The 26641-nt window shown below is 70.4% G+C and carries 26 protein-coding genes; 14 read left to right on the top strand and 12 right to left on the bottom strand.

What is annotated here, in order from left to right:
• From BMW88_RS30360 to BMW88_RS30370, 3 genes are all read left to right on the top strand, one after another.
• Positions 1-3757 (top strand): NAD-glutamate dehydrogenase (locus tag BMW88_RS30360; protein ID WP_143116325.1); only part of this gene is annotated, 3757 nt, incomplete at its 5' end.
• A gap of 1065 nt (positions 3758-4822) precedes the next feature.
• A complete protein-coding gene (locus BMW88_RS30365) occupies positions 4823-5254 on the top strand; it encodes an acyl-CoA thioesterase (RefSeq protein ID WP_089957220.1) in 432 nt (143 codons plus the stop codon).
• Positions 5247-5873 carry a DUF8010 domain-containing protein gene (locus BMW88_RS30370; protein WP_089957671.1) on the top strand — a complete coding sequence of 209 codons (627 nt, stop codon included), beginning with the start codon at positions 5247-5249 and terminating at the stop codon, positions 5871-5873. The genes BMW88_RS30365 and BMW88_RS30370 overlap by 8 nt, the downstream gene beginning before the upstream one ends.
• Positions 5874-5931: 58 nt before the next feature.
• Here BMW88_RS30370 and BMW88_RS30375 read toward each other — a convergent pair whose 3' ends face one another.
• From BMW88_RS30375 to BMW88_RS30390, 4 genes are all read right to left on the bottom strand, one after another.
• Entirely contained in the window at positions 5932-7524 is a 1593-nt protein-coding gene (locus tag BMW88_RS30375; RefSeq protein ID WP_089957225.1) for a glycoside hydrolase family 13 protein, read from the bottom strand.
• Positions 7525-7581: 57 nt separating this feature from the next.
• Positions 7582-7965, bottom strand: coding sequence for a globin (locus BMW88_RS30380; RefSeq protein WP_245778176.1), 384 nt, complete (start codon positions 7963-7965; stop codon positions 7582-7584).
• 143 nt (positions 7966-8108) lie between these two features.
• On the bottom strand, positions 8109-9002 hold the full coding sequence (locus tag BMW88_RS30385; RefSeq protein WP_483868435.1) for a mechanosensitive ion channel family protein: 894 nt from the start codon (positions 9000-9002) through the stop codon (positions 8109-8111).
• A 32-nt stretch (positions 9003-9034) separates the two neighbouring features.
• The gene (locus BMW88_RS30390; protein ID WP_089957234.1) at positions 9035-11131 is read right to left on the bottom strand and encodes a prolyl oligopeptidase family serine peptidase; all 2097 of its coding nucleotides are present in this window, start codon (positions 11129-11131) and stop codon (positions 9035-9037) included.
• Positions 11132-11282: 151 nt separating this feature from the next.
• Between BMW88_RS30390 and BMW88_RS30395 the strand changes: the two genes are divergently transcribed.
• Complete coding sequence (locus BMW88_RS30395) at positions 11283-11951, top strand: HNH endonuclease (RefSeq protein ID WP_177221473.1); 669 nt, start codon at positions 11283-11285, stop codon at positions 11949-11951.
• A gap of 18 nt (positions 11952-11969) precedes the next feature.
• On the opposite strand, the gene BMW88_RS42245 is transcribed toward BMW88_RS30395, so the two are convergent.
• Entirely contained in the window at positions 11970-12434 is a 465-nt protein-coding gene (locus BMW88_RS42245) for a DUF2345 domain-containing protein (RefSeq protein WP_177221474.1), read from the bottom strand.
• A 342-nt stretch (positions 12435-12776) separates the two neighbouring features.
• Here BMW88_RS42245 and BMW88_RS30405 point away from each other — a divergent pair, with 342 nt between their 5' ends.
• The 4 genes from BMW88_RS30405 (at position 12777) to BMW88_RS30420 (ending at position 15215) form a co-directional block, all read left to right on the top strand.
• Positions 12777-13967, top strand: a complete 1191-nt coding sequence (locus tag BMW88_RS30405; protein ID WP_177221475.1) for an MFS transporter — start codon at positions 12777-12779, stop codon at positions 13965-13967.
• Positions 13968-13987: 20 nt separating this feature from the next.
• Positions 13988-14233 (top strand): aa3-type cytochrome oxidase subunit CtaJ, encoded by a 246-nt coding sequence (gene ctaJ, locus BMW88_RS30410; RefSeq protein ID WP_089957247.1) that lies wholly within the window; start codon positions 13988-13990, stop codon positions 14231-14233.
• On the top strand, positions 14220-14699 hold the full coding sequence (locus BMW88_RS30415) for a DUF5130 family protein (protein WP_089957251.1): 480 nt from the start codon (positions 14220-14222) through the stop codon (positions 14697-14699). Before ctaJ ends, BMW88_RS30415 begins: the two co-directional genes overlap by 14 nt.
• A gap of 63 nt (positions 14700-14762) precedes the next feature.
• A complete protein-coding gene (locus BMW88_RS30420) occupies positions 14763-15215 on the top strand; it encodes a hypothetical protein (protein ID WP_089957254.1) in 453 nt (150 codons plus the stop codon).
• Here BMW88_RS30420 and BMW88_RS42915 read toward each other — a convergent pair.
• A complete protein-coding gene (locus BMW88_RS42915) occupies positions 15202-15846 on the bottom strand; it encodes a GNAT family N-acetyltransferase (RefSeq protein ID WP_089957258.1) in 645 nt (214 codons plus the stop codon). The genes BMW88_RS30420 and BMW88_RS42915 overlap by 14 nt on opposite strands.
• A gap of 91 nt (positions 15847-15937) precedes the next feature.
• A complete protein-coding gene (gene pepN, locus BMW88_RS30430; RefSeq protein WP_089957261.1) occupies positions 15938-18514 on the bottom strand; it encodes an aminopeptidase N in 2577 nt (858 codons plus the stop codon).
• A gap of 163 nt (positions 18515-18677) precedes the next feature.
• Between pepN and BMW88_RS30435 the strand changes: the two genes are divergently transcribed.
• The 4 genes from BMW88_RS30435 to BMW88_RS30450 all read left to right on the top strand — a co-directional run bounded on the left by BMW88_RS30435 (position 18678) and on the right by BMW88_RS30450 (position 22870).
• Entirely contained in the window at positions 18678-19286 is a 609-nt protein-coding gene (locus BMW88_RS30435) for a mycothiol-dependent nitroreductase Rv2466c family protein (RefSeq protein WP_089957264.1), read from the top strand.
• A 193-nt stretch (positions 19287-19479) separates the two neighbouring features.
• The gene (locus BMW88_RS30440) at positions 19480-20832 is read left to right on the top strand and encodes an aldehyde dehydrogenase family protein (protein ID WP_089957266.1); all 1353 of its coding nucleotides are present in this window, start codon (positions 19480-19482) and stop codon (positions 20830-20832) included.
• A gap of 41 nt (positions 20833-20873) precedes the next feature.
• Positions 20874-22085: a GNAT family N-acetyltransferase gene (locus BMW88_RS30445; protein ID WP_089957269.1), complete on the top strand. Its 1212-nt coding sequence runs from the start codon at positions 20874-20876 to the stop codon at positions 22083-22085.
• 56 nt (positions 22086-22141) lie between these two features.
• On the top strand, positions 22142-22870 hold the full coding sequence (locus BMW88_RS30450) for a hypothetical protein (protein ID WP_089957272.1): 729 nt from the start codon (positions 22142-22144) through the stop codon (positions 22868-22870).
• A 4-nt stretch (positions 22871-22874) separates the two neighbouring features.
• Here the strand turns inward: BMW88_RS30450 and BMW88_RS30455 are convergent, their stop codons facing one another.
• Positions 22875-23675 (bottom strand): Fpg/Nei family DNA glycosylase, encoded by an 801-nt coding sequence (locus BMW88_RS30455; protein WP_089957275.1) that lies wholly within the window; start codon positions 23673-23675, stop codon positions 22875-22877.
• Positions 23668-24132, bottom strand: a complete 465-nt coding sequence (locus BMW88_RS30460) for a ribose-5-phosphate isomerase (protein ID WP_089957277.1) — start codon at positions 24130-24132, stop codon at positions 23668-23670. The genes BMW88_RS30455 and BMW88_RS30460 overlap by 8 nt, the downstream gene beginning before the upstream one ends.
• A 27-nt stretch (positions 24133-24159) precedes the next feature.
• Between BMW88_RS30460 and BMW88_RS30465 the strand changes: the two genes are divergently transcribed.
• Complete coding sequence (locus BMW88_RS30465; protein WP_089957280.1) at positions 24160-24855, top strand: 2-phosphosulfolactate phosphatase; 696 nt, start codon at positions 24160-24162, stop codon at positions 24853-24855.
• Positions 24852-25460, top strand: a complete 609-nt coding sequence (locus BMW88_RS30470; RefSeq protein WP_089957282.1) for an MBL fold metallo-hydrolase — start codon at positions 24852-24854, stop codon at positions 25458-25460. Before BMW88_RS30465 ends, BMW88_RS30470 begins: the two co-directional genes overlap by 4 nt.
• Here the strand turns inward: BMW88_RS30470 and BMW88_RS30475 are convergent.
• The 3 genes from BMW88_RS30475 to BMW88_RS30485 form a co-directional block, all read right to left on the bottom strand.
• Positions 25441-25776: a histidine triad nucleotide-binding protein gene (locus BMW88_RS30475; RefSeq protein ID WP_245778168.1), complete on the bottom strand. Its 336-nt coding sequence runs from the start codon at positions 25774-25776 to the stop codon at positions 25441-25443. The genes BMW88_RS30470 and BMW88_RS30475 overlap by 20 nt on opposite strands.
• 199 nt (positions 25777-25975) lie before the next feature.
• Positions 25976-26311, bottom strand: coding sequence for a VOC family protein (locus BMW88_RS30480; RefSeq protein WP_089957287.1), 336 nt, complete (start codon positions 26309-26311; stop codon positions 25976-25978).
• Positions 26308-26607, bottom strand: a complete 300-nt coding sequence (locus BMW88_RS30485) for a winged helix-turn-helix transcriptional regulator (RefSeq protein ID WP_245778169.1) — start codon at positions 26605-26607, stop codon at positions 26308-26310. Before BMW88_RS30485 ends, BMW88_RS30480 begins: the two co-directional genes overlap by 4 nt.
• Positions 26608-26641 lie beyond the last annotated feature (34 nt).

Below are 26641 nucleotides of genomic sequence, written 5' to 3' on the forward strand. Positions count from 1 at the left end.
GGTGGACACCGAGACGCTGTACCAGACCACCACGGGCGTCATCGCGCTCGCCGAACGGCGGCGGCTGCGGCTGTTCCTGCGCCGCGACCCGTACGGCCGCTTCTTCTCGTGCCTGGTCTACCTGCCGCGCGACCGCTACACGACGACGAGCCGCCTCGCGATGCAGGAGGTGCTGCTCGCCGAGCTCGGCGGCCTCAACCTCGAGTACAGCGCGCGCATCGGCGAGTCGGCGCTCGCCCGCGTGCACTTCATGGTGCACACGGACCCGGCGCGCACGCTGGAGCCCGACGTCAACGCGATCCAGGCCAAGCTCGCGGAGGCCGTGCGCAGCTGGGACGACCGCATGGTCGAGGCCGTCACCGGCGGCAACGGCGAGCTCGGCGCCGAGTCGGCCACCGAGCAGGGCCAGCGGTTCGCCGCGGTGTTCCCGGAGGCCTACAAGGAGGACTTCCCAGCCGCCACGGGGCTCGAGGACTACCGGCGCATCGAGGCGCTCGCCGAGGGCGATCTCGACATGGTGTTCTACGTGCCCGAGAACGCCGAACCGGGGGAGCGGCGCTTCAAGCTGTTCGTGACCGGCGAGGGCATCACGCTGTCCGACGTGCTGCCGATGCTGCAGCGCATGGGCGTCATCGTGGTCGACGAGCGGCCGTACGAGATCGCGCGCGAAGACGGCGTCCAGTGCTGGATCTACGACTTCGGCCTGCGCATCGACGCGGCCTCGCTCTCGCAGTTGTCCGAGTCCGACCTCGACCACGTGCGCGTGCGGTTCCAGGACGCGTTCGCCGCGGTCTGGCGTGGCGAGGCCGAGGTCGACAGGTTCAACTCGCTCGTGCTGCAGGCCGGGCTCACCTGGCAGCAGGCCGCGATGCTGCGCGCCTACGCGAAGTACCTGCGCCAGGCGGGCACGCCGTACTCGCAGGACTACATCGAGGACGCCGTGCTCAGCCACACGAGCGTCGCGATCGCGCTGGTCGCGTTGTTCGAGTCGAGGTTCGACCCGCGGCTCGACGACGCCACGCGCGCCGACCGCACCGAGACGATGGTCACCGAGATCGGCAAGCTGATCGACGACGTGACCAGCCTCGACGCGGACCGCATCCTGCGCAGCCTGCTCACCCTGATCAACGCCACCCTGCGGACGAACTACTTCTTCCGCGACGCCGACGGCAACGCGCGGCCGTACCTGTCGGTCAAGCTCGACCCGCAGGCGATCCCCGACCTGCCCGCGCCGCGGCCCAAGTTCGAGATCTTCGTGTACTCGCCGCGCGTCGAAGGCGTCCACCTGCGCTTCGGCAGCGTCGCGCGCGGTGGCCTGCGCTGGTCCGACCGGCGCGAGGACTTCCGCACGGAGGTGCTCGGCCTGGTCAAGGCGCAGGCCGTCAAGAACGCGGTCATCGTGCCGGTCGGCGCGAAGGGCGGCTTCGTCGTCAAGAAGCCGATCGCCCCCACCGGCGACCCCGGCATCGACCGCGAGAACTTCATGGCCGAGGGCATCGCCTGCTACAAGATGTTCATCTCCGGACTGCTCGACCTCACCGACAACCTGATCAACAACGAGGTCGTGCCCGCACCGCAGGTCGTGCGCTACGACGGCGACGACACGTACCTCGTCGTCGCCGCGGACAAGGGCACCGCCACGTTCTCCGACATCGCCAACGGCGTCTCGCAGAGCTACGGCTTCTGGCTCGGCGACGCCTTCGCCTCCGGCGGCTCGATCGGCTACGACCACAAGGCCATGGGCATCACGGCCAAGGGCGCGTGGGAGAGCGTGAAGCGCTCGTTCCGCGAGCTCGGCCTGGACACGCAGACCCAGGAGTTCACCGTCGTCGGCATCGGCGACATGTCCGGTGACGTGTTCGGCAACGGCATGATGCTCTCCGAGCACATCCGGCTCGTGGCCGCGTTCGACCACCGGCACATCTTCATCGACCCGAACCCGGTAGCCGCCACGTCGTTCGCCGAGCGCGTGCGGCTGTTCAACGTCCCCCGCTCGTCGTGGGACGACTACGACCGCTCGCTGATCAGCGAGGGCGGCGGCGTCTTCCCGCTCTCGGCCAAGTCGATCCCGATCTCCGAACAGACCCGCGTCGCGCTGGGGCTGCCGGAGGGCGTCGTGAAGCTGTCCCCGCCGGAGCTCAAGAAGGCGATCCTGCTCGCGCCGGTCGACCTGCTCTGGAACGGCGGCATCGGCACCTACGTGAAGGCGTCGACCGAGTCGCACGCCGACGTCGGCGACAAGGCCAACGACGCGATCCGCGTCAACGGCGCCGACCTGCGCGTCAAGGTCATCGGCGAGGGCGGCAACCTGGGCCTCACCCAGCGCGGCCGCATCGAGTTCGCCCGCACCGGCGGCAAGGTCAACACCGACGCGCTCGACAACTCCGCCGGCGTCGACTGCTCCGACCACGAGGTCAACATCAAGATCCTGCTGGACCACCTGGTCCGGGAGGGAGCGCTCGAACAGCAGCAGCGCAACGAGGTCCTCGCCGAGATGACCGACGAGGTCAGCGACCTCGTGCTGGCGGACAACTACTCGCAGAACAACGTCCTCGGCGTCAGCCGGGCGCACGCCGCCCCGATGCTGTCGGTGCACGCGCGCCTCACGGCCGACCTCGAGGCGCGCGGCGCGCTCAACCGCAAGCTGGAGGCGCTGCCGAGCGCGGCGGAGTTCAAGGCGCTGGAGAAGGCGGGCGACGGCCTCACCTCGCCGGAGCTCGCCACGCTGCTCGCGTTCACCAAGCTCACGCTGAAGGAAGAGCTGCTCGCGAGCGACATCCCGACGATCGACACGTTCACCCGCAAGCTCCCGGACTACTTCCCGAGCCTGCTGCGCGAACGGTTCGGCGCGGCCATCCCCAACCACCCGCTGGCAAGGCAGATCATCACCACGGTCGTCGTCAACGAGGTGGTCGACGGCGGCGGCGTGTCCTACGCCTTCCGCCTGGCCGAGGAGACGAGCGCGTCGGCCACCGACGCGGTCCGCTGCTACGCCGTGGTCACCCAGGTCTTCGACCTGCCGTCGATCTGGCGCGAGATCCAGGCGCTGGACAACCTGGTCTCGACCGAGGTCCAGGACAGCATGGTCCTGGAAACCCGCCGCCTGCTGGACCGAGCGTCCCGCTGGCTGCTCTCCAACCGCCCGCAGCCGCTGCCCGTGGGCTCGACGATCAACCGCTTCCGCGGCGTGGTAGAGGAGCTCAGCCCGTCCGCCTTCGACCTGTTGCAGGGCAAGGAGTACGACGTCGTCGCGGGCAAGGCGGACAGGTACGTCGAACAGGGCGTCCCGGCCGAACTGGCCCGCAAGGTAGCGGCACTGCTCTACATGTACGGCCTGCTCGACGTCACGGAGATCGCCGAACTGGCCGAACGCGAGATCGGCCCGGCCGGCGGCATGGGCCCGGAACGCTCGCACCGCGAGACGGCCGAGCTGTACTTCGCGCTGTCCGACCACCTCGACATCGACCACATGCTGGACTCGGTGACGAACCTGGAACGCGGCAACCGCTGGCACGCCCTGGCCCGCCTGGCCCTCCGCGACGACTTCTACTCGTCGCTGCGGGCCATCACCCTCGACGTGCTGAGGGCAAGCGACCTGGGCGACACGGCGAGCGAGAAGATCGCCAAGTGGGAACAGGCCAACGCCTCCCGCCTGGCCCGCTCCCGCGGAGCGCTGGAGGAGATCAACCGGGTACACCAGCTGGACCTGGCCACCCTCTCCGTCGCCGCCCGCCAGGTGCGGAGCATGGTCCGGTAGTGCTCACCAACCGGGGCGCCGCGGTCCTCTTCCGCAGCGCCCCGGTTTCGGGTTCGGCGCTGTTTTCGCAGTTCATCGTGTGTGCTGTCGGCGGTGGTGCGAGTTATCCACAGGATTTCGGAGGCGGCGGGAACCGAAATCGGCTTTCGCTCGTTGCGCCAGGAGGAAGCGCGCGGGGGGCACGTGCCGACTAGCGTGCGGCACCGTCCACCGGGCTCGATCCACCTCATGACCTCCGGTGGTGTTCGCCGACTCGTGGGCTGCGGTGGTGTTCGCCGAGTGGAATCAGGTGGGGGTTGGCCGAGCGGGCATCGAGCCGCGTGCGCGTGCCCGGCGGGCTCGGTTCGGTGAGTGCTCGTCGAGCGGGTGCCAGCAAGGGCTCGGAGAGCGGGCTTCGCTGATGTGCTTCGGCGGATGTTCGCCGACTTGTCGACTTGCCGCCTTCAGACAGCACAGCCCGAGCGTGCCACGGACATGACGAGCCGCGGTCGCGACTAGCCTCGGCCGCGGCGAGCCACAAGTCCGCGAGCGCGACAAGCCACAAACGCGACAAGCCGCGAGCGCCGCCTCGCTCAGCGCCGCGACACAGCCCGCCCACCAGATCAGCCGCCTTCACCCGGCAATGCGTGCGAACGAACCTCCTACCGCGATCACCCGTCTCCCCGGCGACGCGTGGCGCGAACTTCCCAACGCGATCAGCCGCCTTCACCCGGCAACGCGCGCGGAGATCCCGCCGGAATCGACCTTCATCCGGCGACGCAGGCGGAGTCCCATCGCGAACAACCGCCTCCGCCCACCGACGCCGGCCCGCCGAACCCCGATTCCGTTGCCCCACAGCGGGTACCCCGGCACCAGACGGTTGACGGGCCCACGCCATCGGACTGGGGCAGAAGATGCAGAACCAGCACCCCCGGGACTACGAACAGCACCACGACGCCGACCACACCGAGCACCGCCGCGACGGCCCCGGCGGTGTTCGCCACAGGCGGCGGGAACGGCCAGGGTGCCCCGGGGATTCGGGGTAGGGCTTTCCCCGTCACCGGTGCTGCTGGGTAGGGTCCCTGCATGGGTGTCTTCGTCACTGGTGTGCGGCCGCGGTGGTCGGACATGGATGCGTACGGTCACGTCAACCACGCGAAAACGGTGACATTGCTGGAAGAGGCCCGGATCGAGCTGCTCTTCACCGAGGCGGCCCGCCACGGGGTCAAGGAGATGGCCGAGGGTGTGGTCGTGGCGCGGCTCGCTGTCGAGTACCTCGCGCCGATCGTGTTCACGGGTGAGGACGTCGTGGTGGAGATGTCGGTGCGGGAGCTCAAGTCCGCGTCGTTCACGCTCGACTACGTGGTGCGGGGCGGCCGGGAGCCGGAGAGCCCCGTGGTGGTCAGGGCGGAGACGCTGATGGCGCCGTACAACGTGACGACCGCGCGGCCGCGGCGGTTGACTGAGGCTGAGCGCGATTTTCTCGCCGGGTGGCGGGCAGGGGGTAGTGGTGCCTGAGCTGGTGCTGGCCGATGCGGCCGAGAGGGACGACCTGGGGGCGTTCGCGGCGCGGGCTGTGCGTCTCGATGCGCAGGCTGTGGTGCGGTTGCGCAACCGCAGCGAGGAGCTGCTTGACGCGTGGGTCGCCACGCCGTTCGACACGCTGGCCACGCGAACCGTTGCGGGGCAGGCGGATCCGGCTGACGTGACGGTGTCCGGGTCCGAGTTGCTGACGGGGCTCGCGGTGATGCGCGACGAGCGCATCGATCCCGGGCCCGCCAAGGACCTGATGTGGCGTTCGGCGCTGCCGCCCGCGGAGGGCTGGCTGCTGGTGGACCGGTTGCCCGTCGAGGTGATCTCGAAGCTCGCGGACGAGGGCGTCGAGGTGGCGCGGGAGAACACCGGGCCGCACGGGACGCCGCCCGCCTCGTTGCTGGACCAGACGGTGTTGGTGGTGAGCGGGTCCGGGTTGGACGTGAAGATTCCGCTGCGGTGCCTGTTCGCCTTGTCCGGCATGGGGTTCATGGGCGAGGACGGTGACGTCCGCGTCACGGCGACCGACTCGTGGCTGCGGATCGACGCCAAGTTCGGCGCCGTGGTGCGCCGGCGGCATTCGATGCTGCCGCTGCTCGTCTGATCCCCGCCCGCCGCGGTGGAGAGGAGCTGCGGGCGTGCGAACACGCCCGCAGCGGACCTCAGACGAGCCAGACCGCGGTGTCCGGGGGGAGCTGGTCGCCGTCCATCGGGCCGGACGACAGCAGCACCTGGCCGGGAGGCAGTGGCACGGACGCGCCGGACGTGTTCAGCGCGCAGATCAGGCCGCCGCCCTTGCGCCGGAACGCGAAGCAACCCGCCGGGGCGCCGTACCACTCCAGCTCGTCGCCGGCGAACGCCGCGTTGGTCTTGCGGTGCTCCAGCGCCTCGCGGTACAGCGACAGCATCGAGCCTGGGTCCTCGAGCTGTGCCTCCGCCGTGAGGTGGTCCCACTCGTTGGGCTGCGGCAGCCAGGTGGTGACGGCCGTGGAGAACCCGAACGGCGGGGCGGTGCCCTCCCACGGGATCGGTACGCGGCAGCCGTCCCGGCCGCGCTCGGTGTGGCCGGAGCGCTCCCAGGTCGGGTCCTGCAGGGCCCAGTCCGGCAGCTCCACGTTCGGCAGGCCGAGCTCTTCGCCGTTGTAGAGGTAGATCACGCCCGGCAGTGCCAGCTCGACCAGCGTCATCGCGCGGGCCCGCTTCTCGCCGAGCTCGCCGCCGCCGTAGCGGGTCACGTGGCGCACCACGTCGTGGTTCGACAACGTCCACGCGGCGGGCGTGCCGGTGAGCGCGACGGCGGCCAGGGAGTGCTCGATGGCCGACCGGACGGCGTCGGCGTCGAAGCCCGCCTCGACCAGGCGGAAGTTGAAGCCCAGGTGCAGCTCGTCGGGGCGGACGTAGGCGGCGAAGCGCTCGTCGTCCTTCACCCAGATCTCGCCGACGGCCATGGTGCCGGGGTAGCCGTCCATGACCTTGCGGATCATCCGGTGGATCTCGTGCACGCCGTCGTTGTCGAAGCGCGGGTCGCGCACGTCGTCGGACAGCACGCCCGGGACCTGCGCCCGGATCTCCATGTCGGGCAGGCCGTCGGGCTTGGCCATGCCGTGCGCCACGTCGATGCGGAAGCCGTCGACACCGCGGTCCAGCCAGAACCGCAGCGTGTGCTCCAGGTCGGCGCGGACCTCCGGGTGGTCCCAGTTGAGGTCGGGCTGCTCCGGCGCGAACAGGTGCAGGTACCACTGGCCGTCGGGCACGCGGGTCCAGGCGGGGCCGCCGAAGACCGAGACCCAGTTGTTCGGCGGCTGCGAGCCGTCGAAGCCACGGCCCTCGCGGAAGATGTAGCGCGAGCGCTCCATGCTGCCGGGACCGGCCTGCAACGCCTCCTGGAACCACTCGTGCAGGTCGCTCGTGTGGTTCGGGACCAGGTCGACGGTCACCTTGATGTTGTGCTCGTGCGCCTCCGCCACCAGCCGGTCGAACGCGGCGAGGTCGCCGAAGAGCGGGTCGACGTCGCGCGGGTCGGCCACGTCGTAGCCGTGGTCGGCCATCGGTGAGCGGTAGAACGGGGTCAGCCACAGGGCGTCGACCCCGAGCAGCTCCAGGTAGCCGAGCCGGGACCGGATGCCGTCGAGGTCGCCCACGCCGTCGCCGTTGGAGTCGGCGAAGGAGCGCACGTACACCTGGTAGAAGACGGCGTCACGCCACCAGGCGGACTCTTCGGCGATCTCGGGAGTGAGGTCGGAGGATCGTCGCACGGGGGGTCATCCTGCCATTCGTCTCGCTGCTAAAGGACCCGATCGGGTGATGGGCGCTCAGGACCAGCTGTTCATCAGACTGTTCGCGGCCATCTCCATGTAGTCCCAGAGCTGCTTGCGGTGAGCCTCGTCCAGGCCGGCTTCGTCGACGGCGATCCGCATGCAGCGCAGCCACGCGTCGCGCTCGATCGGCCCGATCTTGAACGGCACGTGGCGCATGCGCAGCCTCGGGTGGCCCCTGTTCTCCGAGTAGGTGTGGGGACCGCCCCAGTACTGCATCAGGAACAGCCGCAGCCGCTCCTCCGCAGGTCCGAGGTCGGATTCCGGGTACAGGGGCAGCAGGACGTCGTCGGCCTTCACCTCTTGGTAGAAGCGCGCGACGACGCGGTGGAACGTCTCCTCGCCACCGACCTGTTCGAAGAAGCTCACGGGGTTGCCCACCCACCCATCCTGACTCACGTGGGCCACCTCGCGCAGGGCACCCCGGTTGTTCGTTGGGTCATAGGGGTGTGATCTGGCAGGACGCCGGGCGATCATCGTCTTGAATGGGTGTTCTCCCTCACCCGGAATTCGGGTTTCGCCGCCTACTTGGCGGTGAAGCCGGCGTCTTCCAGCGCGGGCATGAGCCGCGCGCGCAGGTTGCGCTGGACCGCCCACTGCCGGCCGGGGCGCGTCTTCACGGTGACCCGCAGGGTGATGTTCTCGGGCGTGAACTTCTCCACGCCGAGCACCTCGGGCTTGGCGGTGATGTCGGCCTTCAGCGGTTCCTGGTCGGCCACCTCGGCGGCCGTGCGCTCCAGCACCTGGGTCGCCTCGGCGAGGTTCGCGCCGTAGCTCAGGGGCAGGTCGACGACCGCGACCGCGAAGCCCTGCGACGAGTTGCCGACGCGCAGGATCTCGCCGTTGCGGACGTACCAGACCGTTCCGCCGGTGTCGCGGATCGTGGTGGTGCGCAGGGCGACCGCCTCGACGGTGCCGGTGATGGACGGGCCGAGGTCCACGACGTCGCCGACGCCGTACTGGTCCTCCAGCAGCATGAACATGCCGGACAGGAAGTCCTTCACGAGGTTCTGGGCGCCGAAGCCGATGGCGACGCCCAGGATGCCCGCCGAGGTCAGCACGGGCGTGATGTCCAGCCCGACCACGATCATGATCTCCAGGAACGCGATTCCGAAGATCAGGATCGTGACGATGGACTTGAGCACCGAGCCGATGGTCTTGGCGCGCTGCTCGCGGCGCTCGGAGATCAGGTTCCCGAGCGCCTGCGGAGCGCGTTCGCGCAAGGGCTTGAGCAGGCCGGGCTTCTTGCCCTCCTTGCCGGGCGTCGTGATCCCGTTGATGACCTTGCGCAGCAGGGCCCTGACCACGAAGGCGGCGATCAGGATCAAGACGATCTTGATCGCGCCCGCCAGGATCGAGGGACCGTACTTCTCGAAGAACTCGACCGCCTGCGCGGTCTTGTTCGCGGCGTCATCCACTGGACTCGTCGCCAACACGTGGTCGTGCCCTCCTACAACTCCATGCCCGTGGCATTCGCGAGAAACGTCAGCTGGTCCACGGCGAGAGCCACCGTCCGGCTGACCGACCTGCCCGCGTGACCGACCTCGGTCTCGCGCCTGATCAGCACGGGGTGCTTGGCCGGATCGCTCCTCGAAGCGTGCTGCAAGGCCGCGCACATCTTCCTGGCGTGGTTGGGATCCACGCGGGAATCCGACTCGAACACCGTGAACAGCACCGAAGGGTACTCAACATCGGCTTCGACGCGATGGTACGGAGAGTAGGACAACAGCCAACCCAACTCCTCGGAAACGCCCGCGCTGCCGTATTCGTCGGCCCACAGGCGTCCGAGCAGGAACTTCTCGTAGCGCACCATGTCGAGCAGTGGCGCTGAGCACACCACGGCCGCGTAGAGCTCGGGGCGCTGGGTGAGGGCGGCGCCCACGAGCAGGCCGCCGTTGCTGCCACCCATGATCGCCAGCTGCTGCGGCGTGGTCCACCCGTCGCGGATCAGGCGCTCCGCCGCCGCGTGGAAGTCGTCGAACACGTTCTGCTTGTTCTCGCGCATACCGGCGACGTGCCAGTCCTCGCCTTCCTCGTCGCCGCCGCGCAAGGACACGTGCACCCACACGCCGCCCGCCTCGACCCACGCCAGCGTGGTCGCGCTGTAGCCGGGGCCGCGGCCGATCGCGAAGCCGCCGTAGCCGGTGAGCAGCGCCGGCCGGGGCAGGTCGGGCTCGCGCTCGCCGCTGACCACGAACATCCGGACCGTGGTGCCGTCCTTGGACGTGTACGCGACCTGCTGCGTCGTCACGGCGGGCAGCTCGACGCGGCCGGGCGCGGCCTCGTGCAGCACGGTCTCGCCGGTGGAGGTGGAGTACCGGTACACCGACTGCGGTGTGACGAAGTCCGTCCACCCGAACCAGACCGTGTCCTGGTCGTGGTCCGTGCGGGCATCCACAACGGACATGCCGTGCAACGAGCCCGTGCCGGGCAGCGGGATCTGCCGCTTGTGCGCGCCGGTCGCGGCGTCGTGCAGGTGCAGTTCGGACACCGCGTGCCTGGTGCGCAGGACGACCAGGTCGCCGCCCAGCCAGCGCACGCCGTCGAGGACCGAGTCCTCGTCCTCGCCGATCAGCTCCGTCCACTCGGTGGGGTTCGCGGGGTCGGCGACGCAGAGCCGCTGGCGGGGCGCCCCGTGGTTGGTGTGCAGGTAGAGCCTGCCGTCGCGGGCGACGGACGCCGAGCACTGGACGCCGGCCTCCGACAGGACCACCGGCTCGAGCGCGCCGTCGCCGTGCAGGTCCGCGATCCACACCGAGTCGTGCTTCACCGTGCTGGGTGACCCGCTCACGACCAGCCAGCGGCCGTCGTGCGAGACGTTGAGCGTGTAGTAGAAGGTGGGCGCCTGGTCGTCGCCGTGGACGTTGACGTCCGTGTCCGGGTCGGTGCCGACGCGGTGGCGCCACACGCGGCGGTGGAACAGCTTCTCGTCCTCGGGCAGCAGCGCCGGGTCGAGCTGGCGCACGTAGAAGAACTCCTCGCCGCCGGGCAGCCAGCCGATCGCGGAGTAGCGGCACCGGTCGATCGGGCCCTCGACGAGCTCACCGGACTCGACGTCGAGCACGTGCAGCAGCGAGTGCTCGTTGCCGCCGACGGACACCTGGTAGGCCAGGCGCGTGCCTTCGAGGCTGGGGGACCAGCCGTCCAGGGTGGTCCTGCCGGACGGGTCGAGCGCGCTCACGTCGAGCAGCACGCGCTCGGTGCCGTCGGTCTCGCGCACCACGACGACGGGGTGGTCCTGCTCGGGGCCGCGGCGGGTGAAGAACGCCCTGCCGGCGCGCCAGACCGGAGTGGACACCGATCCCGTGCGCATCAGCTCCTTCAGCCGGGCGCCGAGGCGCTCACGGCCGGGCATCGCGTCCAGCCAGGAGCGGGCGAGCACGTCCTGCGCCCGCGACCACGACTCGGTGCGCGGGTCAGCCGGGTCCTCGAGCCAGCGGTACGGGTCGGCGACGTCGCGCCCGTGGATCCGCTCGACGAGGTCGAGCCGCTCGGCGGCCGGGTAGGCGACCGTCGCGGGCAGTGGTGTGGAAGGAGCCTCTGTCACCTTGGCAAGGGTAGCGGGTGATGAAAACCATCTCCGTTAGGGAGCGAGTTCACCCCTGCTTCGATCACACATCCGTGACGCGTCACTTATCACACGTGATTTTTTCCTGGTAAGTGTGGTCTCCTATGGCTGAACCGGTGGAGGTGGTCGCGTGCCAGACCGACAACCGACCCCTATCGGCGCCTCGTCACCAGGCGAGACCGCGCCGACGGTCCCCCCATGCCGAAATCAGCCCGACCTGCGGGCGGTGCCGGATGGGGATCGAGGCGGGGGAGGTTCCGGTCCGACGCCGGCGGTTTTCCCCTGGGGAAGACGCAAGGTCCTCCTGCTGAACGCCACGTTCGAGCCGCTCACGGCCCTGTCGCTGCGCCGGGCGGTCGTGCTGGTGGTGTGCGGCAAGGCCGAAGTCGTGCACGGTGACGCCTCCGGGCTGGTGCTGCACTCGTCGAAGTCCGAGGTGCTCGTACCGTCCGTGATCCGGTTGAGCACGTACGTCCGCGTTCCTTACCGCGGTCGCGTGCCGATGACCCGTGCCGGGCTCATGCACCGCGACCGGTACCGCTGCGCCTACTGCGGCGGGCGGGCCGAGACGATCGACCACGTCGTGCCGCGTTCGCGTGGCGGACCTCACACCTGGACGAACTGCGTCGCCTGCTGTGCGAAGTGCAACCACCGAAAGGCGGACAAGCTGCTGTCGGAGCTGGGCTGGCGGCTGCGCGTGGTGCCTGCCGCGCCGCGCGGCCCGCACTGGCGGCTGCTCGCCGGGGTGGCCGAGGCGGATCCGCAGTGGTTGCCGTACCTGGGTGAGCCCGCGGCCTGATCGTGCCTGCCGGCTGGGTCAGGCCGCGAGGGAGAAGTCGTCCTTGCGTGCGGTGATGCGCACGGAGTCGTCGTGCGCCGTGATGCGCACGGAGTCGTCCATGGTGATGCGGACGCTGTCGTCATGCGCGGTGATGCGCACGGAGTCGTCCATGGTGATGCGGACGCTGTCGTCATGCGCGGTGATGCGCACGGAGTCGTCCATGGTGATGCGGACGCTGTCGTCATGAGCCGTGATGCGCACGGAGTCGTCCATCGTGATGCGGACCGAGTCGTCGTGAGCGGTGATGCGGACGGAGTCCTCACGCGCAGTGATCCTCACCGAGTCCTGCTGGGCGGTGATGCGCACGGAGTCCTCGCGCGCCGTGATGCGGACCGAGTCGGCGCACGTGATCCTGACCGAGTCGCGCGCCGTGATGCGGACGGAGTCGTCCATGGTGATCCGCACCGAGTCGGCGGCCGTGATGCGCACCGAATCGGTCATCGTGATCCGAACGGAGTCGGTGGCCGTGATGCGAACGGAGTCACTGGCGGTGATACGCACTGAATCGGCCTTGTAGCTCGGAAGAGTGAAGGTCACGGCCTGGGGGCGGGTCATCGTGAACATTTTGTGTCCTCCGGGACTCTCGGGGCGGGTGCGCAAGACCCGTATAGGTGAAAAGCTAAGAGGTGGGTGTTCGGGGAACAAGACCCCAAACCGGCACCCGTTCGCCGCCGACCGGGTGAGGCCTGACCGGGTGTAACCGCTGCGCCGCACGAGAGCACACGTTGGCCTTACTGGCCGGTATGGACACGCTCTGTAGCGTGCATTCTGATGGAACGTGATATGCGTCATACCGCTCACGGCGTGCGCGGACGTGGTTTTCGAGCGCTCACCGCGGCGTGGGCGGTGTCGCTCGTCGGCGATGGCGTGCGCATTGTCGCGTTGCCCTTGTTCACCGCCGCCAGCACCCGCGATCCGCTCGCCGTGTCCGCTGTGGCCGTCGCCGTGGCGCTGCCCTGGTTGCTCGTCGCGCTGCCCGCCGGCGCCCTGGTGGACCGCTGGCGGCCGAGAACCGTTGTCGTGGTGGCGCATTGGCTGCGAGCGGTGGTGACCGGAGCGCTCGCGCTGGCGGTCCACACCGGACACGCGACGGTGCTCGTCCTGTGCGCCACGGCTTTCGTGCTCACGTCGGCCGAGACGTTCGCCGACTCGGCGTCGCAGGTGCTGCTCGTCGAACTGGCCGGTCCCGGCGAGCTGGAGGCGGCGAACGGCAGGTTCGTCACCGTCGAGACGATCGGCATGGACCTCGCCGGTCCGCTCGCCGCCGCGGTGCTGTTCTGGTGGGAGCCGGCGGCCTGCTTCGCGCTCGACGCGGTCTCGTTCGTCGTCGCCGCCGCGCTGGTGTCCCGGGTTCCGGACGTCGCGCCCGACCGATCGAGGGACGACCTGCGCGCGCAGCTCGTGGAGGGCGCGCGGTTCCTGGTGCGGACCCCCGGCCTGCGGTCACTGGTAGTTGCCGTCGCAATCACCGCTGTCTGCGCGGCCGCGGTGAACGCCGTGCTGGCGCTCTACTCCATCCAGGTGCTCCGCCTCGCCGAACCGGTGGTTCCCGGGCTCGTCGTGTGCATGGCGGCCGGTGCTCTGCTAGGCGCCTGGCTGTCGCCGCGGCTCGCGGCGCGGTGGGGCGCCGGGCGGGTCATGGTCGGGTTCCTCGCGCTGCTCGGCGCGGCGTTCGCCCTGTTCGGCCTCGTGCCGTGGCTGGTGATCGCCGTGGTCGCGTGCGTGCTGTTCGGCGTGGCGTCGGCGGGCTGGAACGTGCTGTCGGCCACGCGGCGGCAACGGCTCACGCCCGGACCGGTGATGGGCCGGGTGACGAGCGCCTACCGGGTGCTCGCCTGGGGGCTCTCGCCGCTGGGCGCGGGCCTCGCCGGACCGCTCGCGGCGGCGACGTCGCTGGGCACCGTCTACGTCGTGGCGGGCTCGATCGTGGGACTGACCTCGATCTTGCTGGCCCGGCCGCTCGTGCGCGGCTGAGTTCGGCTACCGTACCCGCCGTGACCATCGTGGAGACCGTTCTCGTCTTCGCGCTGATCCCGCTGGCGATCTACGGCGTGATCACGCTGCTGACGGTGAGGCCAAAGGCCACCCGGATCCCCCGGTACCGGCCCGGCCAGGAGTGGGGCTACGCCCCGGTGTGGTGGAGCGCCAACCCGGCCGGGTTGAGCGCGGACCACCGCAGCGCCGCCGAACCCGTGACCTCGGGTTCGACCGCCAAGGGAGGTGCCCGTGGCAACTGGTGAGGTGACCAAGGCCGTCGACCCGTCGACGCTGCCGCTCGGTGCTGTTGTGACCAACAGCGGCCGGGTGTCCGTCGCGAAGATGTACGAGCCGCAGGCGCCGGAGCTGCCGTTCACGCCCGCCCAGCTCGCGCAGCTGGACGAGGCGCTGACGCTCTCCAGCCGCACCACCGGCCTCGACTTCAGCGTGTACCTGGGTGCGCTCGGCGCGTCCTCGCGCGAGCGCGCCGAGGAGCTGCACGGCTCGACCGACCGCCCGTCGCACCACGTGCTGGTGGCCGTGTCGCCGGGTGAGCGCGTCGTCGAGATCGTGACGGGCGAGGAGTCGCACCGCCGGATCGCCGACCGCGGCGCCAAGCTCGCGGTGATGAGCATGGTGGCGTCCTTCAAGGAGGGCGACCTCGCGGGTGGGCTCATCTCGGGTCTGCGCATGCTGACCGACCAGGCGGGCAACGCGCCGCGTTCCTGACTTCGCCGCCGAACGCCCCCGGTGTGTCACCGGGGGCGTTCGCGCATCTTCCGGGGGACTTCGATGAACCTGCACCGGCACGACGCCGCATCCGCCGCGGCCGCGCTCACGATGGTCCGGGAGATGTTCCCGGAGCTCGACGACGTGACCTTCGCGGCGGTGGACTGGCTGGGCCGCCAGTACCTGGAGACCGACGGGGTGCTGGCCGTCTTCGACCCCGGCTCGGCCGAGGTGCGCCCCCACTACCACCCGACGGTCGACGAGGCCCTGGCCGCCGCGCCGGACGAGCTGCTGCGCACGGACCTGCTGGCCGAGTGGCGGGCACGGCACCCCGAACCCCTGGCGGCCGGGTGGTGCGCCGGGTACCGGCAGCCGCTGTTCCTCGGCGGCGAGGACTCCGCGGACAACCTGGAGGCCGTGGACCTCGCGGCCTACTGGTCGACGCGCGGCCGGACCTGGTTGCGGGTCAAGGACCTGCCGCCGGACAGGCGGATCGGCGGCGTCATCCCGGGCTGACCGCGTTGCGCGCCACCACGAGGTCGGAGATCTTCTCCCAGCCGAGCTCGCGGTAGAGGTGCACGCCGTCGGTGGAGGAGAACAGCAACCCGGTCCGCGCGCCGTCCTTCAGCGCTTCCCGCACCAGCGTGCCCATCACGACGCTGCCGAGCCCACGCCGCCGGTGCGCCTCCGCCGTCTCGATGCGGTGCGCGACGGCGTCGTCGCCGACGACGGCCATCAGCCCGCTCGCCGCCTGGTCGCCGTCCCGGGTCAGCACCCGCACGTCGATCACCGGGCTCCTGCGCACCTCCACCGCGTAGCCGGCGGGAGGGGTGGCGGACGGGTGGCCGTCGAGCACGCGCCCCATGAAGCTCTCGTCGGGCCGGGCCACGACCATCCCGGCCGCCTCGATCTCCGCCGTCACCCGCCGCGGCGCGTGCGTCAGCACGCTGAGCCAGTTCGGTTCGGCGGTGGCGGCGACGGTCCCGGCCACCGCGGCGACGTCGGCCTCGTCGGTGACGATCCACTCGTACCGCCGGTGGGGGCGGTTCACGTGGACGACCAAGTGCCCGTCGCGGCGCTCGGACGTCAGCCCGTCGGCCGCGATCCAGCCCCGGTGCCAGCGTTCCGCCAGAACGCCGATGTTCATCGCTTTCTCCTCCCGCAACAGCATCTTCCTAACGCGCGCACAGGCCCCGTGACGCGCGGACGCGTCACGGGGCCTGTCATGGCGAACAACGTCAGGAGCGGTCGAACTCCTGTGCCGCCAGGGCGCGCACGATGCCCGCACGGCCTTCGGACACCAGGCGGCGCAGGGCGGGCGGGTGCTCGTCCGCGAGCCACGCGTCGGCGGCCTCCACGGTGGACTTCGCGATCGACCACGCCGGGAACATGCCCACCACCATGGACTGCGCGCGCTCGGAGCTGCGGCGGTCCCACACGCCCTTCACGTCGGCGAAGTAGCGCTCGACGTACGGCTCGAGCAGCTCCTTCTGGCTGGGGTGCGAGATGCCCGCGATGATCGCCTCGCTGACCGCGTTGGGCAGCTCGTCGTCGTTCACGGCGCGGTCCCACGCCTCGTCCTTGGCCGCGGTGGTCGGGCGCAGGGCACGGGCCTGCTGGGCCCGGCGGTGGCCGGTGGAGGTCGGGTCGCGCTCCTCCTCGGCGTTGATCTCCGGCAGGCCGGCCTTGCCGTGCGCGACGAGGGCGTGCAGCAGGCGCCAGCGCAGGTCGGTGTCGACGTCCAGGCCCTCCAGCACGGCCGAACCGTCGTACCAGCCGCGCAGCACGTCCAAAGTGGACTCGTCGAGGACGGACGACGCCAGCGCGTTCACGAACGCGAGCTGGTGGTCCGAGCCCGGCTCGGCCGCCTGGGCCAGCTCCAGCGCCGTGGCCACGAACCGGCGCCAGCCCTCGGCCCGCCACGAGTCGTCCGCGTAGGACGACAGCGAGGTCTGGGCCTGCAGCAGGAGCCGTTGCACCACACCGACCTCCGACTCGGAGTGCAGGCCGCCGAGCACCAGGTTCACGAAGTCGCGCGCCTTCAGCTCGGCCTCGCGGGTCATCTCCCACGCGGCCGACCAGCACAGCGTGCGCGGCAGCGGCTCGGCGATGTCGGAGATGTGGTCGATCAGCGCGGCCAGCGAGTCCGGGTCGAGGCGCATCGTGCAGTACGTGAGGTCGTCGTCGTTGACCAGCACGATCTTGCCGCGGTGCACGCCGACGAGCTCGGGGACCTCGGTGCGCTCGCCGGTCACGTCGAGCTCGTGGCGGTGCGTGCGGACCAGCTTGCCGGACTCGTCCGCGTCGTAGACGCCGATCGCGATGCGGTGCGTGCGCAGCTCACCGGCACCGGGACGCGCGCCGCCCTGCAGCACGGCGAACTCGGTGAAGCGGCCGTCGGCGTCCACGGTGAACTTCGGGCGCAACAGGTTCAGGCCCGTCGTCTCCAGCCACTGCGCGCTCCACCACGACAGGTCGCGGCCGGACGCCTCCTCCAGCGCGCCCAGCAGGTCCGCGAGCGTCGCGTTGCCCCAGGCGTGCTTGCCGAAGTAGACCCGCAGGCCCGCCAGGAAGTTCTCCAGCCCGACGTACGCGACGAGCTGCTTGAGCACCGAGGCGCCCTTGGCGTAGGTGATGCCGTCGAAGTTGACCTCCACCGCCTGCACGTCGGAGATGTCCGCGGCGACCGGGTGCGTGGAGGGCAGCTGGTCCTGCCGGTACGCCCACGACTTCTCGATCTTCGCGAACGTCGTCCACGCCTGGCGGTACTCGGTGGCCTCGGCCTGCGCGAGCACGGACGCCCAGGTGGCGAACGACTCGTTCAGCCACAGGTCGTCCCACCAGCGCATGGTGACGAGGTCGCCGAACCACATGTGCGCCATCTCGTGCAGCACGGTCTCGGCGCGCCGCTCGTAGAGGTAGCGGGTGACGCGGCTGCGGAAGACGTAGTCCTCGAGGAACGTGACGCAGCCCGCGTTCTCCATCGCGCCCGCGTTGAACTCCGGCACGAAGCACTGGTCGTACTTGCCGAACGGGTACTGCACCCCGAACGCCTCGTGGAAGAACCCGAAGCCCTGCTTGGTCTCGGTGAACAGCCGCTCGTGGTCCATGTGCGGCGCGAGGGAGGCGCGGCAGTAGATGCCGAGCGGGATGCGGAAGTCGCTCCCATCACGATTGTGGCTCACGAACTCGTCGCGCCACTCGGCGTAGGGGCCGGCGACCAGGGCCACGATGTAGGTCGACATCGGCTTGGTGGTGGCGAACGTGTGCACGTCCGCGCCGCCCTCGCCGGGCTCGGTGGCGGTGATCTCGCCGTTCGAGATGACCTTCCAGTCGTGCGGCGCCGTGACCTTCATCGAGTAGACCGACTTGAGGTCGGGCTGGTCGAAGCACGCGAACATGCGCTTGGCGTCCGCGGTCTCGAACTGCGAGTACAGGTACACACCGCCGTCGACCGGGTCGACGAACCGGTGCAGGCCCTCGCCGGTGTTCATGTACCGGCAGTCGGCCTCGACGATGAGCTCGTTGGTCTCGGCGAGGTCCGGCAGCTTGATGCCGTCCTCCTCGCGGTAGGAGGAGACGTCGATCTCGCTGCCGTTCAGCACAGCGCGGTGCACCGTCGCCGCCACGATGTCGATCCACGAGGAAGCACCCGGAGTCCGGCTGCGGAACACCACGGTGGTGGTGGAGCGGAACGTGTCCGTACCCGGCTTTCCGCCGCCGTCGGTCAGGTCCAGCTCGATCCGGTAGGACTCCACTTCCAGCAGCTCAGCACGTTCTTGAGCCTGGTCGCGGGTGAGGTTGGGCGCGGCCACTGGTCACCTCGTCTGCCGCGCGTGTGGTTACGCGCTGACGTCGTCGGGAATGGTTATGACTCCCGCATCCAATCACGGAACCGGCGTGCGGGAAGAGATGACAGGGTGATGTCGTTGGGCTGATGGGGCGATAACGCCACTCACCGTCACTGAAGGGGCACGCATGACCGACAAGGCGAAGGTCGACTTCTACTTCGACCCTCTTTGCCCGTTCGCCTGGATCTCCTCCCGCTGGATCCTCGAGGTGGAGAAGGTCCGCGACATCGACCTGAGCTTCCACGTGATGAGCCTCGCCGTGCTGAACGAGGGCCGCGACCTGCCTGAGCAGTACAAGGAACTCATGACCAAGGGCTGGGGCCCGGTGCGCGTGGCCATCGCCGCGGAGCAGAAGTTCGGCAACGAGGTGCTGCCGAAGCTGTACACCGCGATGGGCACGCGGATCCACAACGAGGGCAACCAGGACTTCAGCGAGGTCATCAAGCTCGCGCTCGCCGACGCCGAACTGCCAGCCGAGCTCGCCGAGGCCGCCACCTCGACCGAGTACGACGAGGCGCTGCGGGCGAGCCACCACCGCGGCATGGACCCGGTCGGCATGGACGTCGGCACGCCGACCATCCACATCGACGGCGTCGCGTTCTTCGGCCCGGTGCTCACGAAGATCCCGCGCGGCGAGGAGGCCGGGACGATCTTCGACGGCGCCCGCATGCTCGCCGGCTTCCCGTACTTCTTCGAGCTCAAGCGCACCCGGACGGGTGAGCTGGACTTCAGCTGACCCTTCGCCGGTGGTGCTCGCCGCCTGGGTGGCTTGGCCGAGGGGGAGTGGCGTCGTGCACGGGTCTTCGCGACCCGGCGCGGCGCCACGGTCGTTCCGGCACCGGGGAGCCTCACGGGTGACCTCCGCGAAGTGATGTGACAGTCTGGGGTCCGTCAGCGCATTGGGTGTCACATCCGCCTGGAGGGCTCTCGTGATCGAGGTCGTCAACCCCGCCACCGAGGAAGTCGTCGGCACGCTCGCCGAAGGCACACCGGCCGACGCCGACGCGGCCGTGGCCACGGCCGTCGCGGCCTTCCCGGCGTGGTCGCGGACTCCGGTCGACGAACGGGCCAAGGCCGTCCGGACGATCATCGACGGCCTGCGGGAGCGCTCCGGCGAACTCGCGGAGACCATGACCAGGGAGATGGGCACGCCGCTCACGTTCAGCCGGAAGGTGCAGGCCGTGAACCCCGTCGCGATCGCGGAGGGGGTCGCGGACGTGCTGGAGCGCGGCTACTTCTCCCCGGAGGAGATCGGCAACTCGCTGGTCTTCCGCGAGCCGGTCGGGGTCGTCGCCGCCATCACGCCGTGGAACTTCCCGCTGCAGCAGATGGTCGCGAAGGTCGTGCCCGCGCTCGCCGCGGGCAACACCGTGGTGCTCAAGCCGAGCGAGCTCGCGCCGGGCACCGCCGACCTGCTCGCCGGCATCGTCGCGGCCGCCGTCCCCGAGGGCGTGTTCGGGCTCGTCCACGGCACCGGGCCGGTCGTCGGCGAGGCGCTGGCCGCGCACCCGGACGTGGACATGGTGTCGTTCACCGGCTCCACCAGGGCCGGGCGCCGGGTCTCCGCCGTCGCCGCCGGGACGGTCAAGCGGGTCGCGCTGGAGCTCGGCGGCAAGTCGGCGTGCGTCGTGCTCGACGACGCCGACCTCGGGCGGGCGGTGAAGATCGCGGTCGCCAACGCGTTCATGAACAACGGCCAGGCGTGCAGCGCGTGGACCCGCCTGCTGGTGCCCGCCGACCGGCATGACGAGGCCGTCGAGCTGGCGGCCCAGGCCGCCGCCAGGTACACGCCGGCGGACCCCGCCGACCCGTCCACGCGCATCGGGCCGGTCGTGTCGAAGGCGCAGCGCGACCGGGTGACCGGCTACATCCGCCAGGGCGTCGAGGAAGGCGCGACGCTGGCCGCCGGCGGGCCGGACGCGCCACTGCCGCGGGGCTTCTACGTCACGCCGACGGTGTTCGGCGACGTCACGCCGGAGATGACCATCGCGCAGGAGGAGATCTTCGGACCGGTCCTGTCGGTCATGCCGTACGCGGACGAGGACGACGCGGTCCGGATCGCCAACTCCACGATCTACGGCCTGGCGGGAGGCGTGTTCTCCGCCGACACCGACCGGGCGATGCGCGTCGCCCGGCGGCTGCGCACCGGCCAGGTCGACATCAACGCCGCCGCGTTCAACACCAGCGCACCGTTCGGCGGTTACCGCCAGTCGGGCAACGGCCGCGAGTTCGGCCGGTTCGGCCTGGACGAGTTCTGCGAGATCAAGTCGATCCAGCGGTAATTGAGCTGCGGGTGCGGCCGTGGCGGCGTATCACTGCGACCATGGCTGACTCCGCGCTGACCATCAGGACCATCGACGACGACGACCTCCCCGAGTTCCGCCGGGTGTTCGCGTGGTCGTTCCTCGATGAACCCGTCGACGAGCACCGCTGGTTGAAGGTGCTGGAGCTCGACCGGGCGCACGCCGTGTTCGACGGCGACGAGATGGTCGGCACCGGCGGCATCCTCACCCGCGAGCTCACCGTGCCCGGCGGCGTCCAAGCCCGCGTGGGCGCGGTGACCGTCGTGGGCGTCAAACCGGGGCATCGCCGCCGTGGCATGGCATCGTTGCTGATGGAGACGCAGTTGCACAGCATCCGCGATGCCGGTGAGTCGATCGCGATCCTGTGGGCGTCGGAGGGCGGGATCTACCGCCGGTTCGGCTACGGCGAGCACGCGTCGAGCCTGTCGATGATGACGATGCCGACGCGGATGCCGTTCCACCCCGGCGTGCCCGTGAGCACCACCCGGATCCGGCAGGTGACGCGCGAGGAGGCGATGCCGTTCATGCGGGAGGTCCACGACCGGGTGCGCCGCACGCGGACCGGCTGGCTCAGCAGGGTGGAGCAGTCGTGGGAGGTCCACCTCTCCGACGCCGAGCGCGACCGCGGCGGTCTCACGTCCTACCGCTACTGCCTGCACCCGCAGGGCTATGTGGTGTTCCGGGTGAAGCACGAGTCGGACAACGGCGGGCCGAAGCACGAGCTGCACGTGCGCGAGCTGGTCTGCGAGACCGAGCAGGCCTACGCGGACCTCTACCGGTTCCTGCTGGACGTCGACCTCGCGGGCAGCATCTCCTTCTTCACGGCCACCGACGACCCGATCCTGCACATGGTCGGCAACCCGCGGAAGGTGCGGCAGGAGCTGACCGACGCGCTGTGGCTGCGGGTCGTCGACCTGGAGAAGGCGCTGCCGCTGCGCCGCTACCAGTCCGATGTGGACAGTGTGCTGGAGGTCGAGGACCCCCTCTGCCCGTGGAACGCCGGTCGCTGGCGCCTCACGGTGAAGGGTGGCGAAGCGGTCGTGACGCGCACCGACGACCCGGCGGACGTGTCGCTCGACGTCGCCGCGCTCGGCAGCGCCTACCTCGGCGGGGCAAGGCTTTCCGTGCTCGCGCGAGCACACCGCGTGGTTGAGCACACCGCCGGACACGTCGACGCTCTCTCGTTCGCGTTCCTCGGTGCCCATGAGCCGCATTGCCCTGAGGTCTTCTGACGGAACTACGACCGGCGTTCACACGTTGACGGTTTACCTGCCGTGGGAGGTAAACCGTGGGCACCGTCGTGTGGGTTGTTGTACTGGTACTGCTGGTCGCAGGCGTGTTCTACCTGGTCAGTCAGAGCAACGCGCGCAAGGCGCGGGAGCTCGACGACGCCAAGGCGGAGGCACGGCGCTGGGTCGAGCGGCTGGGTGGGCAGGTGATGAGCCTCACCGGTAGCAACACCGCGTCGACCCAGGCGCTGGCGGACGCGTCGGAGCGCTTCACCGCCGCCGGGTCGCAGATGGAACAGGCCCGCACGATCCCGCAGGCCCGGCTCGTCACCCAGACCGCGATGGAGGGCCTGCACTACGTGCGCGCGGCCAGGGAGGCCATGGACATGGACCCCGGCCCCGCGCTGCCCGAGATCGCCGGGCAGAAGCAGGCGGGCGCCGTCAGCGAGGACCGCCGCGTCACCGTCGAGGGCCACCAGTACGCCGCGTCGCCGCAGTCCGGTTCGGGCACGCCCTACTACTACCCCGGAGGCATGGTCGCCGGGCGTCCGGTGCCGCGTGGCTGGTACTCCGAGCCGTGGTGGAAGCCCGCGCTCGTGGCCGGCGCGTGGGGCGTGGGCACGTTCCTGCTGATGGACGCCATGTTCTCCGGCATGCACGGCATCGGCGACTACGGCATGGGTGACATGGGCATGGGTGGTGACATGGGAGCCGCCGACCTGGGTGCCGGAGATGCCGGTGATGCCGGCGGCTTCGACTTCGGGGACATGGGCGGGTTCGACTTCTGACCCGTCAGGCCTGGCAGACGGGGCACCAGAACAGGTTGCGGGCGGCCAGTTCCCTGGTCAGCACCTCGGTGCCGCAGAGGAAGCACGGCTGTCCGGCGCGGCGGTAGACGTACACCTCACCGCCGTGCCGGTCCGTTCGCGGCGCCCGGCCCATGAACTTCGGCATGTGCTCGCGGCGGACGGTGTCGATCCGGCCGACCTTCACGCCGTCCTTCATCAGCACGACCAGGTCGTCCCACATCGCGTCCCACAGCTCGCGGCTGACCTGGTTCCCCGGCAGCAACGGGTTCACGTTGTGCCGGAACAGCACCTCGGCGCGGTAGACGTTGCCGACGCCCGCGAGAACGCTCTGGTCCATCAGCAGCACGGCGATCGACTGCCTCGACCGGACGATCCGCTCGTAGGCGAGGTCGGGCTTCGCGTCCCGGCGCAGCGGGTCGGGCCCGAGCCGGTCGCGGATCGCCTTGGCCTCCGCGGAGTTCAGCACGTCGCAGGCGGTGGGGCCGCGCAGGTCGGTCCAGTGCGTCTCGCCGACCATCCGCATCCGGACCTGGCCGACGGGCAGCAGCACCGGCAGCGGCGCCTCGGTGAACGTCCCGTACAGCCCGAGGTGGACGTGCACGATCGCGTCCGGGCCGTAGACGTGGAAGAGGTGCTTGCCGTGCGCCTCGGCGCGGACGAGCCGGCGTCCGTCCACGAGGGCCGCCGCGAAGCGTCCCTGCGGACTGCTGACGGACACCGGCCTGCCCGCGTACCGGCGCTGGTGCAGCCGCGCGAGGCGGTGCAGCGTGTGACCCTCAGGCACGCTTGTCTTCGTACGCGCTGACCTGGTCGATGCGCCGCTGGTGACGTGCCTCGCCGGAGAACTCCGTGCGGAGGAACGCCGAGACGATCGCGGTCGCCTCCTCCGCCGTGTGCTGGCGGGCACCGATGCCGACGAGCAGGGCGTCGTTGTGCTCGCGGGCCAGCTCCGCGGTGCCGGTGTTCCACGCCAGCGCGGCGCGGGCGCCCTTCACCTTGTTGGCGGCGATCTGCTCGCCGTTGCCGGAGCCGCCGATCACCACACCGAGGCTGTCCAGGCCGGCGGCGCGGTCGGCCACGACCTTCTCCGCGGCGTCGACGCAGAACGACACGTAGTCGTCCTGGGCGTCGTAGGTGTGGGCGCCGACGTCGACGACCTCGTAGCCCTGCTCGCCCAGAGCCGTGGACAGGTGGGACTTCAGCTCGAAGCCCGCGTGGTCTGCTGCCAGATAAACGCGCACGTCACGGAGTCTGGCACGCTGGCGGGTGTGTTCAGCCAGGAGGGGTACCAGCTGAGGCTGGAGTGGGGGCCGCAGGGCGTTGCCGCGCTGCGGGACTGCGACGTGCTGGTGGTCGTGGACGTGCTGTCGTTCACGACGTCGGTCGACCTGGTGGTCGGCAACGGTGGTCAGGTGCGGCCGTCGCGCTGGACGCCCACCTCGGGCCGGCCTTTGCGACCGGCGTCACTCACCGGGGCCACCGGCCTGGTCGAGATGCCGTCGCCGAACGGGTCGAACCTCTGCGCCGCGGCGGCCGAGACCGGCGCGCACGTGCTCGCGGCCTGCCTGCGCAACGCGCCGGCGGTGGCCGCGCGGGCCGCGGAGCTGGGCGAGACGATCGGGGTGGTGCCCGCCGGCGAGAGGTGGGGTCTCGACGTCCTCGGCTCAGGGCCCCGCGAGTTCGGGCCGCTGCGCCCGTGCGTCGAGGACCACCTGGGCGCCGGGGCGGTGCTGGCGGCGTTGAGCGGGAAGGCCTCACCCGAGGCCCTGCTCGCGGTCGCGGCGTTCCGCGGCACCGATGTCGCGGCCGCGGTGCGGGAGTGCGGGTCGGGCCGGGAGCTGGTCGAGAACGGGCACGCGGCGGACGTGGACCTGGCCGTGCGGCTCGGTGTGAGCGACGCGGTGCCGGTGCTGGTCGATGGAGTGCTGACTGGCGGGGTGCTGACCGGCGGGACGCCGCGATGATCGAGATCGCGCCGGGGGTGTTCGTCCGCCGCCACACCGAGCTGGACCTGACGCTCGGCCTCATCACCGGATCAGGTGATTCTCTGGTGGTGGACGCCGGCCTGGACCCGGTGTTCGCGCGCGCGGCGCGTCCCTCGCGGATCGTGTTGACGCACAACCACTTCGACCACGTCCTCGCGACGGAGGCGTTCTTGCCGTGCGAGGTCTGGGCGCACGAGGACTGCGTGGTCGACGGCCGCGTGCTCGACGAACGCGCGAAGTACTACGACGACCCGTTCGAAGGCACTCTCGTCGCGCCCACGCACACGTTCCGCGAGAGCGTGACGCTCGACGTCGGCGGGCGCCGCGTCGACCTGCACCACTTCGGTCCCGCGCACACCTCGCACGACGTGGTCGTGCACGTGCCGGACGCGGGTGTGGTGTTCGCGGGCGACCTCGTGGAGGAGGGCGCCGAGCCGCAGGCGGGCCCGGACGCCACGCCGTCGAACTGGCGCGCCGTCCTCGACCGGGTGCTGGCGCTGGGGCCGCGGGTCGTCGTACCGGGTCACGGGAACCCGGTCGACGCCCGGTTCGTGCGGGAGATGGCTATCCCGGCGGCCACGTGAGAGCGCGTCCACCGAGGACGTGGCAGTGCACGTGGAAGACGGTCTGGCCGCCGTCGCGGCCGGTGTTGAACACGAGCCGGTAGCCGGAGGAGTCGATCCCCTCGGACTTCGCGACCTGGTGCGCGGTGGCGAGGACCTGCCCCGCGAGCGCCGGGTCGAGGTCCCCGACGGCCTGGTGGTGCTCCTTGGGGATCACCAGGACGTGCGTGGGCGCCTTGGGGTCGATGTCGCGGAACGCGAGCGTCGTGTCGGTCTCCGTCACCACGGTCGCGGGGATCTCACCGGCGACGATGCGGCAGAACAGGCAGTCGGTCACACCGGCATCGTATTGGTACCGGCTATTGGTCCCGTTGGACTCTGTTGCCAGGGCCCGGCGGCGTTGAACCATGGCCGGGTGAAGGGCACCAAGCTGCTGGTCGTCGTCCGGTGCCTCATCAGCTTCGCGATCGGGGTGCTGCTCGTGGTGCTCGCGATCCGCTTCGGTGAGGCGCTCTGGCGCGCGGTGCAGTAGTTCCTCAGTGGACGAAGCAGAACTCGTTGCCCTCCGGGTCGCGCATGACCTGGAAGCTGCCCTGCCCGTCGGTGACGACCACGCCCTCCCTGCTCGCCCCGAGGCTCACCGCTCTCACGACCGCGGCTTCGATGTCATCGGCCTCGAAGTCCAGGTGCAGCCGGTTCTTCACGTCCTTGCGCTCCGGCACGGGCTGGAACGACATCCGCACGCCACCGGGTGTGTCGACGTGCGCCCACCCGAGCTCGCGGTGCACCGGTTCGGCGCCGAGCAGTTCCGCCCAGAACCGCACGAGCCGGCCGGGGTCGTTGCTGTCGATGACGATCTGCCGCAGTCTCACGTCTCCACCAGGTTTTCCCGGGCCCAGCCGCAGCACAGGTCGAGCAGTCCGAGCACCTTGCGCCCGTGGGCGGTCAGCTCGTACTCGACCCGCGGCGGGTTCTCGTCGAACGCCTCGCGCGTCACCGTGCCGTCGCGTTCCATCGCCCGCAACGTCTCGGTGAGGACCTTGGGCGTCACCGGCAGCACCGCGCGCAGTTCGGTGAACCGCCGGCGGCCGTCCTGCAGTTGCCGCAGCACGTGCGCGGTCCACTTGTCACCGATGCGGTACGGCAGGTCGCCGTGCTGGCATTCCACCTGCTCACCCCCGATATCGTTGCGGGAACCGGCA

Source organism: Lentzea xinjiangensis (assembly GCF_900110955.1).
Classification (GTDB): domain Bacteria; phylum Actinomycetota; class Actinomycetes; order Mycobacteriales; family Pseudonocardiaceae; genus Lentzea; species Lentzea xinjiangensis.

Coding starts and splice junctions, on each gene's coding strand:
- BMW88_RS42245 (WP_177221474.1), bottom strand. CDS start 12,434: ATGACCGATTCGGTGCGCATCACGGCCGCCGACTCGGTGCGGATCACC.
- BMW88_RS30470 (WP_089957282.1), top strand. CDS start 24,852: ATGATCGAGATCGCGCCGGGGGTGTTCGTCCGCCGCCACACCGAGCTG.
- BMW88_RS30445 (WP_089957269.1), top strand. CDS start 20,874: ATGGCTGACTCCGCGCTGACCATCAGGACCATCGACGACGACGACCTC.
- BMW88_RS30420 (WP_089957254.1), top strand. CDS start 14,763: ATGAACCTGCACCGGCACGACGCCGCATCCGCCGCGGCCGCGCTCACG.
- BMW88_RS30435 (WP_089957264.1), top strand. CDS start 18,678: ATGACCGACAAGGCGAAGGTCGACTTCTACTTCGACCCTCTTTGCCCG.
- BMW88_RS30365 (WP_089957220.1), top strand. CDS start 4,823: ATGGGTGTCTTCGTCACTGGTGTGCGGCCGCGGTGGTCGGACATGGAT.
- BMW88_RS42915 (WP_089957258.1), bottom strand. CDS start 15,846: ATGAACATCGGCGTTCTGGCGGAACGCTGGCACCGGGGCTGGATCGCG.
- BMW88_RS30405 (WP_177221475.1), top strand. CDS start 12,777: ATGCGTCATACCGCTCACGGCGTGCGCGGACGTGGTTTTCGAGCGCTC.